Source organism: Ruegeria sp. AM4 (assembly GCF_056540665.1).
Genome location: NZ_JBQFXD010000014.1, coordinates 19,476 through 35,102 on the forward strand (window position 1 = coordinate 19,476; position 15,627 = coordinate 35,102).

Genomic DNA, 15,627 nt, shown 5'->3' on the forward strand with positions numbered 1-15,627 from the left:
GCCTTTGGCTTTGCGTCCTGCGGACGGCAGGCGGACTGAGCAATCGCGTACTCCGAACGGACCGACTGGTGCGCTTCGGCGCATAGAAAAAACACCCAAACCCCTTGACCTTCCCGTCACTGGAACCCCCAAATGAGGCCTGAGAACATTGTCGGGACGACTCGGATGACCCATCCAAACCAAACTCAATTCAAGATCGAAGGAATGAGCTGTGCCTCATGCGTTTCCCGGGTTGAATCCGCGCTTCAACATGCGCCTGGGGTCAGTGATGCCTCGGTCAATCTGGCGACCGAGACGGCACAAGTCAGCTATGACGGGACGTTCAACGACATCGCCGAAGCTCTTGCAAAAGCGGGTTACCCGGTTGCCGAACAGCAGATCAGCTTGACGGTCGACGGCATGAACTGCGCCTCATGTGTCGGGCGGATCGAAAGAGGCTTACGCGACAGCCCCGGCGTTCTGGACGCAAGCGTGAACCTGGCCACAGGGCAGGCGAATGTCACCTATGCCCAAGGCGCTGCTGACCCCGCAGGGTTGGCGCAAATCGTGACCGCGATTGGCTATCCCGCCCATCTGGCTGAAACGACCGCCACGGCAGCGCTTGTTACAACAAAGGCCGACGAGCTCCAGTCACTCAAGCGGGCAACTGTCATTGCTGCTGCTTTGGCTCTACCTGTGTTTATACTTGAGATGGGCGGGCATCTGATCCCGGCTTTTCATCACTGGGTTCAAGCCACGATCGGTACTCAGACCAGTCATCTGATTCAGTTTGCGCTGACCAGCTTACTAATGATCGGTCCGGGTCGGGTTTTCTATGCCAAGGGGGTGCCTTCGCTGCTGCGCGGTGCGCCGGATATGAACGCGCTGGTGGCGCTGGGAACCAGTGCCGCTTACGTCTTTTCGATCACCGCCACCTTTGCCCCGGGGCTGCTGCCTCAGGGAACGGCAAATGTCTATTTCGAGGCTGTGGCGGTCATCATAGTTCTGATCCTGTTGGGGCGGCTGCTGGAGGCGCGCGCCAAAGGCCGAACTGGCGCCGCCATTCGCAAACTAGTCGGTCTTCAGCCCAGTACTGCGCGAGTTCTGCGGGATGGATCTTGGCAGGACGTGGCGCTGGCCAGCGTCGTTGTCGATGACGAGGTGGCGATCCGCCCCGGTGAGCGCATCCCCGTGGATGGCGCGGTTCTGGACGGCATATCCTATGTTGACGAAAGCATGATCACGGGCGAGCCGATCCCGATCGGCAAATCCTCGGGCGATCAAGTCGTCGGCGGAACCGTAAACGGGACCGGAGCGTTGCGCATCCGTGCCACCCGCGTGGGCGCCGACACGGTACTGGCGCAAGTCATTCGGATGGTCGAGCAAGCACAGGGTGCAAAACTGCCAATTCAGGGGCTGGTCGACCGGGTAACGCACTACTTCGTACCGGTCGTGATTGCCATCGCGGTGCTGACCGTATTTGCATGGTTGATCTTTGGCCCCGCGCCCGCGCTGCCTCTGGCACTGGTTGCGGGTGTTTCGGTGCTGATCATTGCCTGCCCCTGCGCGATGGGCCTTGCGACACCAACCTCGATCATGGTCGGAACGGGACGCGCGGCGGAACTTGGTGTGCTGTTCCGAAAGGGCGATGCGCTGCAACTTTTGCAACAGGCGCAGGTCGTGGCTTTGGACAAGACCGGGACGCTGACACAGGGACGGCCTGAACTCACCGACGTGACCCTTGCAAGCGGCTTTGACCGCGCCCAGGTTCTGCGTCTAGCCGCTGCGGTCGAGGCGCAGTCGGAACACCCCATTGCCAGTGCAATCACCCGTGCCGGGCCTGCGGACCTTCCGAATGTGGCCAAGTTCAGGTCTCACACTGGTCAGGGCGTCAGCGCCGAGGTTGACGGACAATCCATTCTTGTCGGCTCTGCTCGATTTATGGCCGAACACGGCATCGCGCTATCCGGGCTTGCCGACGCCGCCGAGCGCCACGCACAAGCAGGCGCGACCCCCCTCTTTGTGGCGATCGACAATCGGGCCGCCGCTGCGCTGGCAGTATCGGACCCGATCAAGCCTGATACGCTTGCCGCTTTGGAATTGCTTCGCGCAGAGGGTGTGACGCTTGCGATGATCACAGGCGACAATGCGAAAACAGCCGCTGCATTGGCGGAACGGCTGACTATCGATCTGGTGACCGCCGAGGTTCTGCCCGACGGCAAACAGGCGGCCATCGCCGAGCTGCAAAACCGCTACGGCACCGTCGCGTTTGTGGGTGACGGCATCAATGACGCGCCCGCGCTGGCGGCAGCCGATGTCGGAATCGCGATTGGCACCGGGACGGACGTCGCGATTGAAACGGCGGATGTCGTGCTGATGTCGGGCGACCTGACCGGCGTTGCCCGGGCTCTGGAGATCAGCCACCGCACAATGCGGAACATTCGCCAGAACCTTGGCTGGGCATTTGGCTACAACATCCTGCTGATCCCGGTTGCCGCAGGGGTTCTGTACCCGTTTGGCGGCTATCTGCTGTCTCCGGCACTGGCTGCAGGGGCCATGGCCTTGTCCAGCGTCTTTGTCGTCACGAACGCGCTGCGTTTACGTCGGGTTCATGCATCGTCTCGGGACCATAAAGTTGAAACAACCACACGCGAGGTCGCGCCATGAACATCGGAGATGTCGCCCGCAGTACCGGTCTGCCCGCAAAAACGATCCGCTATTACGAAGATATCGGCCTGATCAAGCCGATGCGCGATGACAACGGCTATCGCCGGTTCCGCGATCAGGACGTTCACAAGTTGACCTTTCTGGGACGCGCCCGTGCGTTGGGCTTCACCATCGAAGATTGCCGCGCCCTTCTGGCGCTCTACGAAGATGAAAGCCGCGCCAGCGCCGACGTGAAACGCATTGCCAGACAACACCTGACCCAGATCGAGGCCAAAATCGCCGACCTGAACGCGATGCGCGGGACGCTGAGCCATCTGATCGAGGCCTGCGCCGGGGACGGTCGCCCGGATTGTCCGATCCTGAAGGACTTGGGTGGCAAACCCTGACGCGGGGTTGCCCTTTGGCCCGTCCTTTGCTTTGTCAGGTCCAAACACGCCGCGCGGTAGGTCTCGGACCCAGCGCCGGTTAACCAAAGGGATCAAACGATGGCAAAAATCGCGTTTTTGGGTCTTGGGGTCATGGGATTTCCCATGGCCGGACATCTTCAGGCAGCGGGTCACGACGTTACGGTCTATAACCGAACATCCGCCAAAGCAGACAAGTGGGTCGCGCAACACGGCGGCGCTGCGGCTGCAACCCCAAAGGAAGCGGCAGCGAGTGCCGACTTTGTCATGTCCTGCGTTGGAAATGACGACGATCTGCGCATGGTATGCACCGATGACGACGGTGCGTTTCAAGGGATGTCCGAAGGGGCAATCTTTGTAGATCACACGACCGTCTCGGCCAAAGTGACACGCGAGTTGAACGCAGCCGCCGCAGCCAAAGGGATCGCCTTTGTCGACGCCCCAATCTCGGGCGGTCAGGCCGGTGCCGAAAACGGAGCGCTGTCAATCATGTGCGGTGGGGATCAGGCCGCCTATGATGCGGCGGAACCGATCATGCAGGTCTATGCCAAAATCTGCCGGCGCATCGGTGATTGCGGTGCCGGTCAGATGACCAAGATGTGCAACCAGATCGCCATCGCCGGTCTGGTTCAGGGGCTGAGCGAGGCGTTGCACTTCGCGGAAAAAGCCGGGTTGGACGGACGCGCGGTCGTTGAGGTGATCAGCCAGGGCGCGGCAGGCAGCTGGCAGATGGCCAATCGCTATGAAACCATGCTGGACGATCATTTCGATCACGGCTTCGCCGTGGACTGGATGCGCAAGGATCTTGGCATCTGTCTGGATACCGCCAATGAGACGGGCGCGTCGCTGCCTGTGACGGCTCTGGTCGATCAGTTTTACAAGGACGTTCAGAAACTCGGCGGCGGGCGTTGGGATACATCGTCGCTGATCAAGCGGCTTCGGGCATTGGACTGACACATGACCAGCATGACGGAACACTGGACAACCGCCCTGCGCACTCATTGGGGTTTTGAAGCCCAACTATCCCGGCTGGACGGCGAATATGACCTGAACTTTCTGGTGCGGGCGACAAACGGGCAGGACTATGTCCTAAAGATCATGCGCCCGGGGTGCGAAGCAGCACTTGTCGAATTGCAGATCAAGGCGCTCGATCACATCGCCAGAACCGCGCCGGGCCTGCCGTTTCCCAAAGTCATCGCCGCGCTGGATGGTGCAGAACTGCCCGAGATCGCAGACGAAAGCGGTCAGCCGCGCCCAGCCTGGCTGCTCGAACGTTTGCCGGGTCGCTGCTATGCCGAGACCGCGCCGAAATCCGAGGACCTGATCCTGAAACTGGGCCGCGTTCTGGGTGCAACAGATCGCGCGCTGGAACAGTTTTCGCATCCCGGTCTGACCCGGAAGGGTTTCAAATGGGACCTGACCCAAGCAGGATGGGTCGCCGACCAATTGCACGCCATCACGGATCCGGAAAGGCGCGCCGTTCTGGCCGAGATCGTACAGCAATTCGACGCCGTATCGGGCCAACTTGCGACATTGCCGAAACAGGCAATCCACAATGACGCCAACGACTACAATATTCTGGTCGAGGGTGAATTGTCCGAGCGTCGCACCGTCTCGGGGCTGATTGATCTGGGTGACATGTGCGCTGCGCCCCGTGTCTGCAATCTGGCGATTGCAGGCGCCTATGTGGTTCTGGACCATCCCAAGCCGGAACGCGCGCTTGCCGCTCTGGTTCGGGGCTATCACGCCGCGAACCGTCTGCGCCCGGAAGAGGTCGATCTGATCTGGCCCTTGCTGCGTATGCGTCTTGCGGTTTCCGTCGTGAACTCGACCCTGATGGCAATCGAAAACCCCGACGATCCCTATGTCACGATCAGCCAGGCCCCTGCCTGGCGATCCCTGACGCGGAGCGATGTGAATGGCGGCCTGATGCCCGCCCGGCTGCGCGCGGCCTGTGGCTTGCCGGTTGTCGACGGGGCCGAACGAATTCACGCCTATCTGGCCGAACATCGCGGACAGTTCGCGCCGATGTTTGACACAGATCTGTCCGATGCGCCAATGGGGTCGCTTTCCGTCGAAAATTCCACCTGGCCGCAAAACCCGTTCCACATGCCGTTGGCCGAGGCCGCCCGCGTCGGCGAGGAATTCGGTCAGGGTATCTGGCTGGGCTATTACAACGAACCCCGTCTGATCTATGCCGAGCCGGGGTTCCGTAAAGGCCCGTGGAAAGCGTCGGATCGGCGCACCGTTCATCTGGCGGTCGATGTGTTCGCCCCTGACGAGACAGTCCTGCATGCGCCGATGAGCGGGCGCGTCGAGGCGGTCGAAAACCGGACCGCCCATCTCGATTACGGGGGCGTCGTGATCCTGCACCACGAAACGCCCGAGGGGGATCCGTTCTATACTCTGTATGGGCATCTTGATCCCGAAGTCTGTGAAAGGCTGAAGCCAGGCGATCCGGTCGCTCAGGGCGCGGCATTTGCGCGGCTGGGTGATGCCACTCAGAACGGTGGCTGGGCCCCGCATGTGCATTTCCAGCTGGCCCTGACCACGGACGGCATGCAGGCCGACTGGCCCGGCGTCGGCGACCCGGACGATATGGAAATCTGGAACGTCCTCTGCCCGAACCCGGCCGCCCTGCTGAACCTGCCAGACGAGAAAGTGTTCTATCGCCCGACCGACAAGCAGGCGATCCTTGGCGGTCGCCGCCAGCATTTCGGTGGCAACCTGTCGCTGACCTATGACGACCCGGTCATGCTGGTCCGCGGGTGGAAACATCACCTGTTCGATGAATGGGGCCGTCCCTATCTGGACGCCTACAACAACGTCCCTCACGTGGGTCACGCCCACCCACGCATTCAGGCTGTGGCTGCGGATCAGCTAAAGCGGATGAATTCGAACACGCGCTATCTGCACCCTGCCCAGACTGCCTTTGCCGACAAAATTCTGTCTAAACTGCCGGATCACTTTGAGGTCTGTTTTTTCGTCAATTCGGGCACCGAAGCGAATGAGTTGGCGCTGCGGTTGGCCCGTGCCCATACCGGTGCCAAGGGGATCGTCACGCCTGATCACGGCTATCACGGCAATACCAACGCGGCGGTGGCGATCTCGGCCTATAAGTTCAACAAACCCGGCGGCGTTGGTCAGGCGGATTGGGTCGAGCTGGTCGATGTCGCAGATGACTATCGCGGCGCGTACAAGCGCGACGACGCAGACCGCGCCCAGAAATATGCCGATCTGGTCGATCCGGCGATTGCGGCGTTGCAGGACAAAGGACACGGTGTGGCTGGTTTCATCGCCGAAACCTTCCCCTCAGTCGGTGGTCAGATCATCCCGCCCAAGGGCTATCTGACTGCGGTTTACGAAAAAATTCGCGCTGCGGGCGGTGTTTGCATCGCAGACGAAGTGCAAACGGGCCTTGGACGGCTGGGCGAGTACTACTTTGGCTTCGAACATCAGGGCGCGCTGCCGGATATCGTTGTGATGGGCAAACCCATCGGCAACGGCCACCCCCTGGGCGTTCTGGTCACCACCAAGGACATCGCGCAGAGCTTTGACAACGGGATCGAGTTCTTCTCGACCTTCGGCGGCTCGACCCTGTCATGTCGCATCGGCAAAGAGGTTCTGGACATCGTCGATGACGAAAGGTTGCAGGGCAATGCCCGCGAAATGGGCGCGAGGCTGATGGCAGGGCTGCGCCAGATCGAAGCTGACTTTGCCTGTATCGGGGACGTGCGCGGAATGGGCCTGTTTCTGGGGGTCGAATTGATCAATTCGGATGGGTCCGAAGGCACCGAGATTTGCAGCTATGTCAAAAACCGGATGCGCGACCACCGCATTCTGATCGGCAGCGAGGGGCCCAGGGACAATATCCTGAAAATCCGCCCGCCGCTGACCATCGAGGCCGAAGACGTCGACATGATCCTTTGGGCGCTGAGGGGAGTTTTGTCCGAGGTTGGCGACTATCAACCCGTCCCCGAATGCGGTCACGATCATCACCATTCCGGCTGCGGTTGCTGCTAGAGCGCGCGCGGCAGCGGGTACAACAAAACCCCGGCGAGGGTGCCGGGGTTTTGCTGGGCCGATCAGTGCAGCACAACAGGGGATGCGTGATGCCCGGTCTTCGGCACGGGGGTATGGGTGGTCATCCGGCGCAGGGCGATGCCAAGCTCTTCTGACAGGGACGCCAGAGCAGGGGCATAGTCCGGCCGGACAATCAGCGATGCCATCATCATGGCGTCTTCGCGATCGCCATCCGCTGCAGCTGCGATCATCTGGGCAAAGCAATTCTCGTCTGCACCCAGACAACTGCACCCCAACCCGTGCCGGACCAGCGGCCTGCGACCGTGATGGGCGCATAAGGAACACAAGCGATCCAGCGTCAGCATGACGGCCTTGCCCTGATCGGCGCCCAGCGCGATGTCAAAATCACTGGCGGCGTCTGCGCGGCCGCGCGGCCCATCGCCCCACAAGCGCATGTACATGACCGCGCCAGCCTCGATCGGGGTGAGGTCGGCCAAGCGTCCGACTGCGGCACCGCCACGCACGGAATTAGCGCTCATTTTGTCAGGATCAGTTTTCCTGCGCGAGTGATGCGCAGCGTGTAAAGCTGATCACCCAGCTCGATATGAGCCAGATTGCCGCCTTTCGTCAGGTCCTCGGCCTTGTGGGCCGGCAGCATCGAAACAGCATAGCTTTGGGTTGGGTTGGGGGTCTGCGCATTCATGGGTCACATCTCCAGAACTTGGGCGGTCCATTTGTTTTCCTGATCTGGCTGACCCTGGAACCGGGCTGGCTTTCTGTTCTTGTTCGATATTCTGATAAAAATGGTAAGGTATGTCAAGCGCCGGTTTTTCATCGCGAATACCGGGTCTCATCCTGCTCGCTTTCGCCACCCTATTCAGGCGCATTCGACGCAATCAGCACAGGCAGGAGCGTTCACGTTTGCGGTGGTATTAGTCGCTCTGAGAGGCTCGCTGGTTGGCGGCCGCGCCAATCTGGCCGCTACAGAGAATAGGATATTGGCAGATCAGGTGAGTGAACTGCCAACTCAGGCAACGGTTCGCGAATCGCGAGCAACGGGCGTCCCAAACCGGTATATCGGGTCATCGTACATGGTGGCCTGCCCGCCAGCCAATCGACCGACGTAACGTGGCGAACACAGGGCAGTCGCAAGTCCCCAATCATGGCGATACCACATGACGTTGCCTACAACGATAGCACGGATTTCTCTACGCCGGTTCGGCAGATCGCGGACGAGAAATGGACCCCCAAAAAGGGGTGAGGGGCCGGCCAAGGGGGTTAGAGCCAGCCCCTCATCGGGGGAATTTTAGTGAAAGTGGTAAGGCCGGTCTGGCCCGTGATTAATAAAAAGTTAACGCATCCCGCTGCGGCGCGAAATTGGGGGATTCCCGTAGTCCCCCCACTTTTTTCTGAATCGTCCAATTTTTATTGGGTTTTCACGCAGCGCAGAAGCATAGAAATCGTTCGGTTTTCGTCCACCGAATCGCTCACACAACCTGATCGGTTTGACCCGGCGCAGAGTACCCCTGTGGGTGGGTCAACATTTGGCCAAACCCCTGGATAGGCTCGGAAATGTTCAAAACCTGCAAGACCTGGAACAACATCGCCTGATTCGAACTGATCACAGGTTTTCCCAGTTCCCTCTCGAGTCTAGCCAGGATCTCGACGCTGCGCATGTCCGTACAGGACAGAACCACAGCCTCGGCGTCGGGGTGATCTGCGCCCAGGCCGAGATCGTACACACGTTCGGGTGGCAAAGCGCCCTGCCCTTCGTTATCGAGCGTTTCGGCCATTTCGGAACGCTTGACGGTTTCGAATCCCATCGCGCCCAGAAATCCGATCGCGCTGTCGTTGATCGCCGGCACGTAGGGTGAGGCAAAGCCGATCCGACACACACCCAAAACCTTAAGCGCGTTGGTAAGCGCACCCGCGGCCGTAACAGTCTCGGCCCCGCTTGTGGCCTTGATCCGGGCCGCCAATGCACGGTCGAACTCCGGACCGTGGGTCAGCGTGGCAGACGTGCAACCATACATAACCACGTCCGGTCGGACACCCATAAGCAACTCAAGCGGGTGATCCAGATCAGCGGCACCCAAGCCATGCATCTGCGCCTCGTCAGGTATCTCGTCGGCGTCATACCCGCCCATGCGCGCGAAATGCAGCGACACGCCCTTGGGACGCATCATCATCATGTCGGGCTCAAGATTGGTGTTGGTAAACGGCACCAGAATACCCAAACGTGCGCGGCCTCTTGAACCGGTCATCAGGGGTGCTCCTTCTTCCATTGGATCAGTGTTGAGATTGCAAAATTGTTGTCAGGTTCCGAACCTATGGTCATGCGCAACATCTGAGGCAGTCCCGCACCGACCTGTGGGCGCAGAAACACGCCTTTTGCCTGCAGCGCCAAATCCGCCTGTCGCGCAGCCTGCGGGTCGCCCATGTCGATCAAAAGGAAATTTGTAAAACTTGCTGCCACACTGAATCCTGCATCTTGCAATGATGCAGTCGCTTGACGACGCAAAGTGGCAGTGAGCTGACAGGTTTCGCGCATATAGTCGTGATCCAATACGGCGGCGACAGCCGCGGCCTGCGCAGGCGCGCTGATGTTATTCGGGTTCATAACCTTTCGCAGTTCAACAGCGATGGGCAGTGGGAACAAACCCCAGCCAACGCGAAATCCGGCCATTCCATAAGCCTTGGAAAAGGTACGTAGGACAACGGTATTGCCCTCTTGCACCATATCGAAACTGGCCTCGTTCAGGTGATCGGCAAATTCGCCATAGGCTTCATCAATCACCAACAGGATATCCGGACGTAGCTCAGCGCGCAGTTTTCGCAATTCCGCACCAGAGATTCGGGTACCGGTCGGGTTGCCGGGATTGGCGACAAAGACGATGCCGGTATCGGCCTTTACCGTGTCCAACAGAGCCTCAATGCTGACCGTAAGGTCGATCTCGGGCGCGGTGTCAAAACGCGCACCCGACATTTGCGCTGCCGATCGGAAGAACGGATAGGCATGCACCGGTGCGAGGACCGAGCGAAGCGGCCCGGAATAGACCCGCGCGATGCAACCGATCAAATCAAGAGAGCCGTTGCCGCACAGAATACCTTCGGCCTTTAGCCCGTGATGTTGGGCTAACACTTCGAGCAAAAGGGTCCAGTCCGGGTCGGGGTACAGCATGCCGTTCGCCAAAGCGGTTGTCGCCGCAGCAACGGCCGAGGGGCTTGGCGGGCGCAGGCTTTCGTTCTGGGACAGCGAGATCAACCGTCCATCTTCCGACGCGTCCAGTTTGACCATCGAATACGGAGCCATCTGCGCGACATGGGGCATGGGCAAAGTCATTTCTCGCCTCCGTAACTGGCACTGGCGGCATCGGCACTAACCAGACCAGCCTCGACATCTCGCGCCAAGGCATCCGGGCATCGCTCGGGCGGTGGCCCGTAGCCGCCACCGCCGGGGGTTTCAAACACCAGCGTCTCGCCAGCCTTGACCCGCAGTTCGCCTTTGCCCGGCAGGTCTGGTCCGTCTTCGCCAATCCGAATGCGCCCGGGTGCCCCGTCCTGACCGCCAAACCGCCCCTTGGCCGGGTTCTGAATGCGTTCGACTGACAGGAAAACCATGAAATCCCGATCCGCAGCCGCGCTGACCTCGATCCGTTGCCCAAGCCCGCCGCGATACTGACCTGCGCCGCCGGAATCTGTCCTGAGTTCTCGGCGATGAAACAGCACGGGCGCGGTGGCTTCGGTGGTCTCGACTTGGCTGCCCCAGACCCCGCTAGGGAATGCGGTTGCCGAAAGGCCATCCAGCGTCGGGCGCGCGCCGGTGCCGCCGTTGAACACCAGTTCCAGTGCAAATGGCTCTTCACCGCGATCAATCGCCTCGGGGACATGGCGCAGGGGCAGATCGTACATGCACGAGGCGCCCTCGGCCGGGACCAGATCGGGCAGTGCCTGAGATAGGCAACCATAGACAAGATCCGGTGTCATCTGCCCGAGCGCATGCCGCATGGCCACCGGAGCGGGCGGTTGCGCGTTGAGAATACATCCTTTCGGGCCGGTCACGCGAAACGGGTCCAAAGACCCTGCGTTGTTGGGTATGTCCGCGCCGATGATGCAGCGCAGCGCAAACACCGAATAGGCAGCGGCATAGTTCAGCGGAACGTTGATCCCCTTGTTTGCGCATCCCGCCGTTCCCGCAAAATCCAGCAGCAGATGGTCTGGCGCAATCGTCAGGGCGGCATGCAGGTCGATCTCGGCCCCATATCCATCAACTGTCAGCACGTGTTGCCAGGTGCCCTTGGGCAGTTCGGCGATGGCTTCCAACGTGCCCTTGCGAGAGGTTTCGATGATGTAATCCGACAGGTCGATCAGGTCCTGCAATCCGAACTCGGCCATCATCTGCGACAGCCGCGCGGCACCGCTCTCGCAACAGGCGATCAACGCATAGATGTCGCCCTCATTCGCAATCGGCTCACGAGAGTTGGCCTTGACGATGTCCAGCAGCAGAGCATTGACCTCACCCTGATCCACCAGCTTGCAGGGCGGGATCAGCAGGCCCTCGTCGTAGATATCCGCGCCTTCGGGACCCATGCCAAGACCGCCCAGATCAACCAGATGAGAGGTACAGGACGTGAATCCGACGACCTTGCCGTCGTAAAACACCGGCATCATCAGCAGAAAATCGTTCAAATGACCCGACGCGATCCAGGGATCGTTCGTCATGTAGATGTCACCGGGCTTCATCTGTTGCATCGGGAAATGACCGCGCAGCGTCTTGACCGCCTCAGCCATCGTGTTGATGTGTCCCGGCGTGCCGGTAACGGCCTGCGCGATCATCCGACCCTGAACGTCGAAGATCCCCGCCGAGATATCGCCGCATTCCCGCACAATCGGACTGAAGGCGGCGCGGACAAGGGCTTGCCCCTGTTCCTCGACCACGGCCAACAAACGGTTCCACATAACCTGTAAACGCGTGTTTGGGATCGTCATGTGTCAACCTCCTGCAATTTTGTCAGCCAAATGTTACCGGCCTCATCCGTCTGCGCGACAAAATCCGCGCTGACATAAGTGGTCGTTTGCGGCTCGACGATCAGCGCCGGGCCTTCGACAAGATCGCCTGCGCGTAGTGCCGACCGTTCGAACAGGCCCGCTTTGCGCCACTCGCCTGTAATGTCGCACAGGATGTCACGGGTTTCTTTCGCCGCGAGGGGGTAGCCATCGACCTGATTCACCTTTGTCGACGGCGCCAGAACAGGTGCCGAAACCGTCAGCCCCCAGTTCAGAATCTCGATGGTCATGCCCGGCACCGTGCGGTTGAATTGCCGCCTGTATTCGGCTTCGAAATCGCGGCGCAGTTTGGGAATGTCCTGCGTCGTCACCCCCCCGTCCGGCAGCTCAACCTCGATCTCATGACCTTGACCGTGATAACGCATGAACGCCACGCGGCGTGATTGAAACGGCCCGTCTGGCGCGCCAGCGCGAACGACGGTTTCAGCCTCTTCTGCCATATTGTAGAAAAACGCGTTCAACCCGTCGACGTCCAGCGTTTCCAAAGTGGCATAGCGGGATCGGATGACCTCGAACGACACCGGGGCGAACAGGAAACCCACGGCGGAACCAACACCGGGATCGCGCGGAATCAGAATGCGCCCCACCTGACAGCGCCGGGCGACGCGCGTAGCGTGCAGCGGGCCATTGCCGCCAAACGCAATCATCAGGCGCGCGCGCAGGTCTTTGCCCGATTCAACGGCATGCATACGGCCGGCGCTGGCCATGTTCTCATCGACGATTTCGCTGATTGCAAACGCCGCCTGACTGGACTCAAACGCGAGTTTCTGGCCGATGTGTTCTTTCAGCGCCTTCTCTGAGGCATCCCGATCAATCTGCAACCTGCCCTCGGCGAACCGGGAAGGGTCGATCAGGCCTTGTGCGATGTCCGCATCGGTCACTGTGGGTTCGGTTCCTCCCTTGGCGAACCCTGCCGGGCCGGGATCGGCACCCGCGCTATGGGGGCCGACACTGATCCGGCCAAGGCGATCAACGGATGCGATGGATCCACCGCCCGAGCCGATTTCGATCATTTCAATCACCGGAATACGCACGGGCATGCCCGAGCCTTTGATAAACCGCTCGGCGCGCGAGATTTCGAATTTGCGTGCTGTCTGCGGTCGGTAGTCATCGATAAGGCACAGTTTGGCGGTCGTGCCGCCCATATCGAAGGACAGTACCTCGGTTGCACCTGCTTCGCGCGCGATACGGGCGGCTAAGATAGCGCCGCCCGCCGGGCCGGACTCGACCAGACGCACCGGCAGCTTTGCGGCAGTCTGCACCGTCGTCATCCCGCCACCTGCGGTCATCATCAGTATAGGGCCGGCCATCCCCTCGGCCGCAAAACGCGATTGGAAATCCGAAAGGTAAGTGGCCATCAATGGCTGAATATAAGCGTTTGCGATGGTGGTGCAGAGCCGGTCAAACTCGCGCGCTTCAGGGCTGACCTCATGGCTGAGCGAGATGACCAGCCCCGGCAGCCGCTGCAACAGCAGATCGCGCAATCGCACCTCGTGTGCCGGGTTTGCGTAGGCGTGCATCAGGCAGATCGCAACGGCATCGCAGCCCAGCCTTTCGATATCCGCAACCAGCCCTGCAACCGCAGCTTCGTCCAGCGGCATACGCTCATGCCCCTGCATATCCATGCGCCCGCCGATTGTAAGTGCATGCGTGCGCGGCACCAGCAGGTCCGGTTTAACCAGATTGATCGCGTATTGGGCATAGCGCCGCTCGTATGCGATTTCTAGAATGTCGCGAAAACCCTCGGTCGTGATCGATGCGACGCGCGCGCCGCGGCGTTCGATCAGCGCATTGGTTGCCAGTGTCGTTCCGTGGATCATGCCGTCGACCTGCCCCCATTGGCGCCCAGCCTGAGCGAGCACGCGCCGGGCCCCCTCCAGCGCGCCCAATGCCGGTTGATTGGGGGTCGTGGCTGTCTTGTTTGTTGCCAAAATCTGCGACGCGCCTTCGACAAGCACCGTGTCGGTAAACGTGCCACCGATATCGATTGCCATACGCAATCCAAGTTCTTTCTGCATGGACAAAACTGTTGATTGAAGTGGTAAGGCGACCCGGAGGCCGATCGTCAGACGGGGGACAGCGATCCCCGCTTAAGCGACGAGATCCGCACCAGTCGAACGGCGCATCATCGGATTGGAAAGAACGATCGCCATGATCCATTTCCTTTGCCTTACTGCGGCAAGCATTGCACGAGACCAAGCGCGCGCGTCAACAGATTCGTGTTTGGGAACAGGCGTAGGTGCTACCCATACGTGCTCCATCCAGCTGTTGACGGATCAGTTACAGAACCGGCCATGGGCAGTTTGACACCCTGTGGCCGTCCAATCCCGCTGAACCGGTTATTCTGCAGCAGCTGAATTTGCGAGATCCCAAGCGTTTTCCTTGAACGCGTCATCGAGGTCTGTTTCGGCGACGTGATTGGTGTAGTTCGACAGAACCTTGAGCGCAGTGCCCACGATCACCTCCAACACGGTTTGCCGCGTATAGCCCGCCGCAATGAAAGCTTCCATCTGCGCGTCGCTGGGCCAACCCCGGCTTTCGTTGACAGCGATAGCGAATTGACGCAATGCCTCAAGCTTGGCGTCTTCGATTGTTGTGTTACTGCGTAGTGCCTCAATGATGTCAGCCTTTACACCGGCCATCTGAGAAAGCGTGGAATGGGCCGCAATGCAATACTCGCATCCGTTCAGCCGATTGTTGGTCATCAGGATGATCTGCCGTTCGGTCTCGGAAAGATCCGACTTTCCGAAGATCGCTGAAAGGCTCATGTACCCTTCCAGAATTGTTGGGGCTTCGGCCATCGCCGCATAGAGGTTCGGGACGAAACCGTACCCCTTCAGCGCAGATTGCAAGATCGGTTTGGCAGCGTTGGGTGCGGTTTCGATTGTGTGTGTTTCAAAGGTGATCATCAGAGGTTCCTTGAATGTGTGGTGTCGCGGCTGCGCCTTCATCGGCAAGCGCAGCCGCGTTGAGAGCAGCGAATTCAAAGATCGCTGACCGGTATGCTCTTGATCCCCGGCCATTTGGCATGGGCGCCGTCGATGATTGCTGTTTTGTCCTCGAGGTACTTTTCGAAGATCGCCCTGTTCACGAAGAGATAGAGTTTGCCATCGACAACATCGGCAAAACGAACATCACCGTCGAGCTTCTTGCCGACGAAGACGCCAAATGCGCAGAAGTCACCGAACTGCGGCAGATACGCTGCCGGGTCGGCATCAAATTCGGCTTGCGTGGCGGCAGAGGCAAAATAGTAATCCACGCCTTCATGGCGAGAGGTGAATTCCGCGTTGCCCTGCGCGGGGCTTTCGCTTTGCAACATCGATACAGGGTCAACTCCGTGCAACCCCAGCGGCTGGCCTGCCAAGGTCAGGCTGTTGGTGACATTGTATTCGTCTGCAGCCATGGCGCAGGTCACGATCGACAGCGTGACGGCAGAGGACAAAGCAAATGCGGTGGCCCAATGACGGGCAGTTTTTATGGTATTCAT

12 protein-coding genes are annotated in these 15,627 nt (G+C 60.0%); 4 read left to right on the top strand and 8 right to left on the bottom strand.

The window, feature by feature from the left end:
• Positions 1–165: 165 nt before the first annotated feature.
• From ACR0JA_RS19715 to ACR0JA_RS19730, 4 genes are all read left to right on the top strand, one after another.
• The gene (locus ACR0JA_RS19715; protein ID WP_480578733.1) at positions 166–2,646 is read left to right on the top strand and encodes a heavy metal translocating P-type ATPase; all 2,481 of its coding nucleotides are present in this window, start codon (positions 166–168) and stop codon (positions 2,644–2,646) included.
• Positions 2,643–3,032: a Cu(I)-responsive transcriptional regulator gene (gene cueR, locus ACR0JA_RS19720; RefSeq protein ID WP_480578735.1), complete on the top strand. Its 390-nt coding sequence runs from the start codon at positions 2,643–2,645 to the stop codon at positions 3,030–3,032. Before ACR0JA_RS19715 ends, cueR begins: the two co-directional genes overlap by 4 nt.
• A 99-nt stretch (positions 3,033–3,131) precedes the next feature.
• Positions 3,132–4,004 (top strand): NAD(P)-dependent oxidoreductase, encoded by an 873-nt coding sequence (locus ACR0JA_RS19725; protein WP_480578737.1) that lies wholly within the window; start codon positions 3,132–3,134, stop codon positions 4,002–4,004.
• A gap of 3 nt (positions 4,005–4,007) precedes the next feature.
• On the top strand, positions 4,008–7,073 hold the full coding sequence (locus ACR0JA_RS19730; protein ID WP_480578739.1) for an aminotransferase class III-fold pyridoxal phosphate-dependent enzyme: 3,066 nt from the start codon (positions 4,008–4,010) through the stop codon (positions 7,071–7,073).
• A 62-nt stretch (positions 7,074–7,135) separates the two neighbouring features.
• Here ACR0JA_RS19730 and ACR0JA_RS19735 read toward each other — a convergent pair whose 3' ends face one another.
• The 8 genes from ACR0JA_RS19735 to ACR0JA_RS19770 all read right to left on the bottom strand — a co-directional run bounded on the left by ACR0JA_RS19735 (position 7,136) and on the right by ACR0JA_RS19770 (position 15,627).
• On the bottom strand, positions 7,136–7,612 hold the full coding sequence (locus ACR0JA_RS19735) for a hypothetical protein (RefSeq protein WP_480578741.1): 477 nt from the start codon (positions 7,610–7,612) through the stop codon (positions 7,136–7,138).
• Positions 7,609–7,776 (bottom strand): hemin uptake protein HemP, encoded by a 168-nt coding sequence (gene hemP / locus ACR0JA_RS19740; RefSeq protein WP_480578743.1) that lies wholly within the window; start codon positions 7,774–7,776, stop codon positions 7,609–7,611. Before hemP ends, ACR0JA_RS19735 begins: the two co-directional genes overlap by 4 nt.
• 784 nt (positions 7,777–8,560) lie before the next feature.
• Complete coding sequence (locus tag ACR0JA_RS19745) at positions 8,561–9,337, bottom strand: maleate cis-trans isomerase family protein (RefSeq protein ID WP_480578745.1); 777 nt, start codon at positions 9,335–9,337, stop codon at positions 8,561–8,563.
• A complete protein-coding gene (locus ACR0JA_RS19750; RefSeq protein WP_480578747.1) occupies positions 9,337–10,416 on the bottom strand; it encodes a pyridoxal phosphate-dependent aminotransferase in 1,080 nt (359 codons plus the stop codon). The genes ACR0JA_RS19745 and ACR0JA_RS19750 overlap by 1 nt, the downstream gene beginning before the upstream one ends.
• Positions 10,413–12,062, bottom strand: a complete 1,650-nt coding sequence (locus tag ACR0JA_RS19755; RefSeq protein ID WP_480578749.1) for a hydantoinase B/oxoprolinase family protein — start codon at positions 12,060–12,062, stop codon at positions 10,413–10,415. The genes ACR0JA_RS19750 and ACR0JA_RS19755 overlap by 4 nt, the downstream gene beginning before the upstream one ends.
• A complete protein-coding gene (locus tag ACR0JA_RS19760; protein WP_480578751.1) occupies positions 12,059–14,158 on the bottom strand; it encodes a hydantoinase/oxoprolinase family protein in 2,100 nt (699 codons plus the stop codon). Before ACR0JA_RS19760 ends, ACR0JA_RS19755 begins: the two co-directional genes overlap by 4 nt.
• A 321-nt stretch (positions 14,159–14,479) precedes the next feature.
• A complete protein-coding gene (locus tag ACR0JA_RS19765) occupies positions 14,480–15,049 on the bottom strand; it encodes a carboxymuconolactone decarboxylase family protein (RefSeq protein ID WP_480578753.1) in 570 nt (189 codons plus the stop codon).
• Between the two features lie 74 nt (positions 15,050–15,123).
• Positions 15,124–15,627, bottom strand: coding sequence for a YHS domain-containing (seleno)protein (locus ACR0JA_RS19770; RefSeq protein WP_480578755.1), 504 nt, complete (start codon positions 15,625–15,627; stop codon positions 15,124–15,126).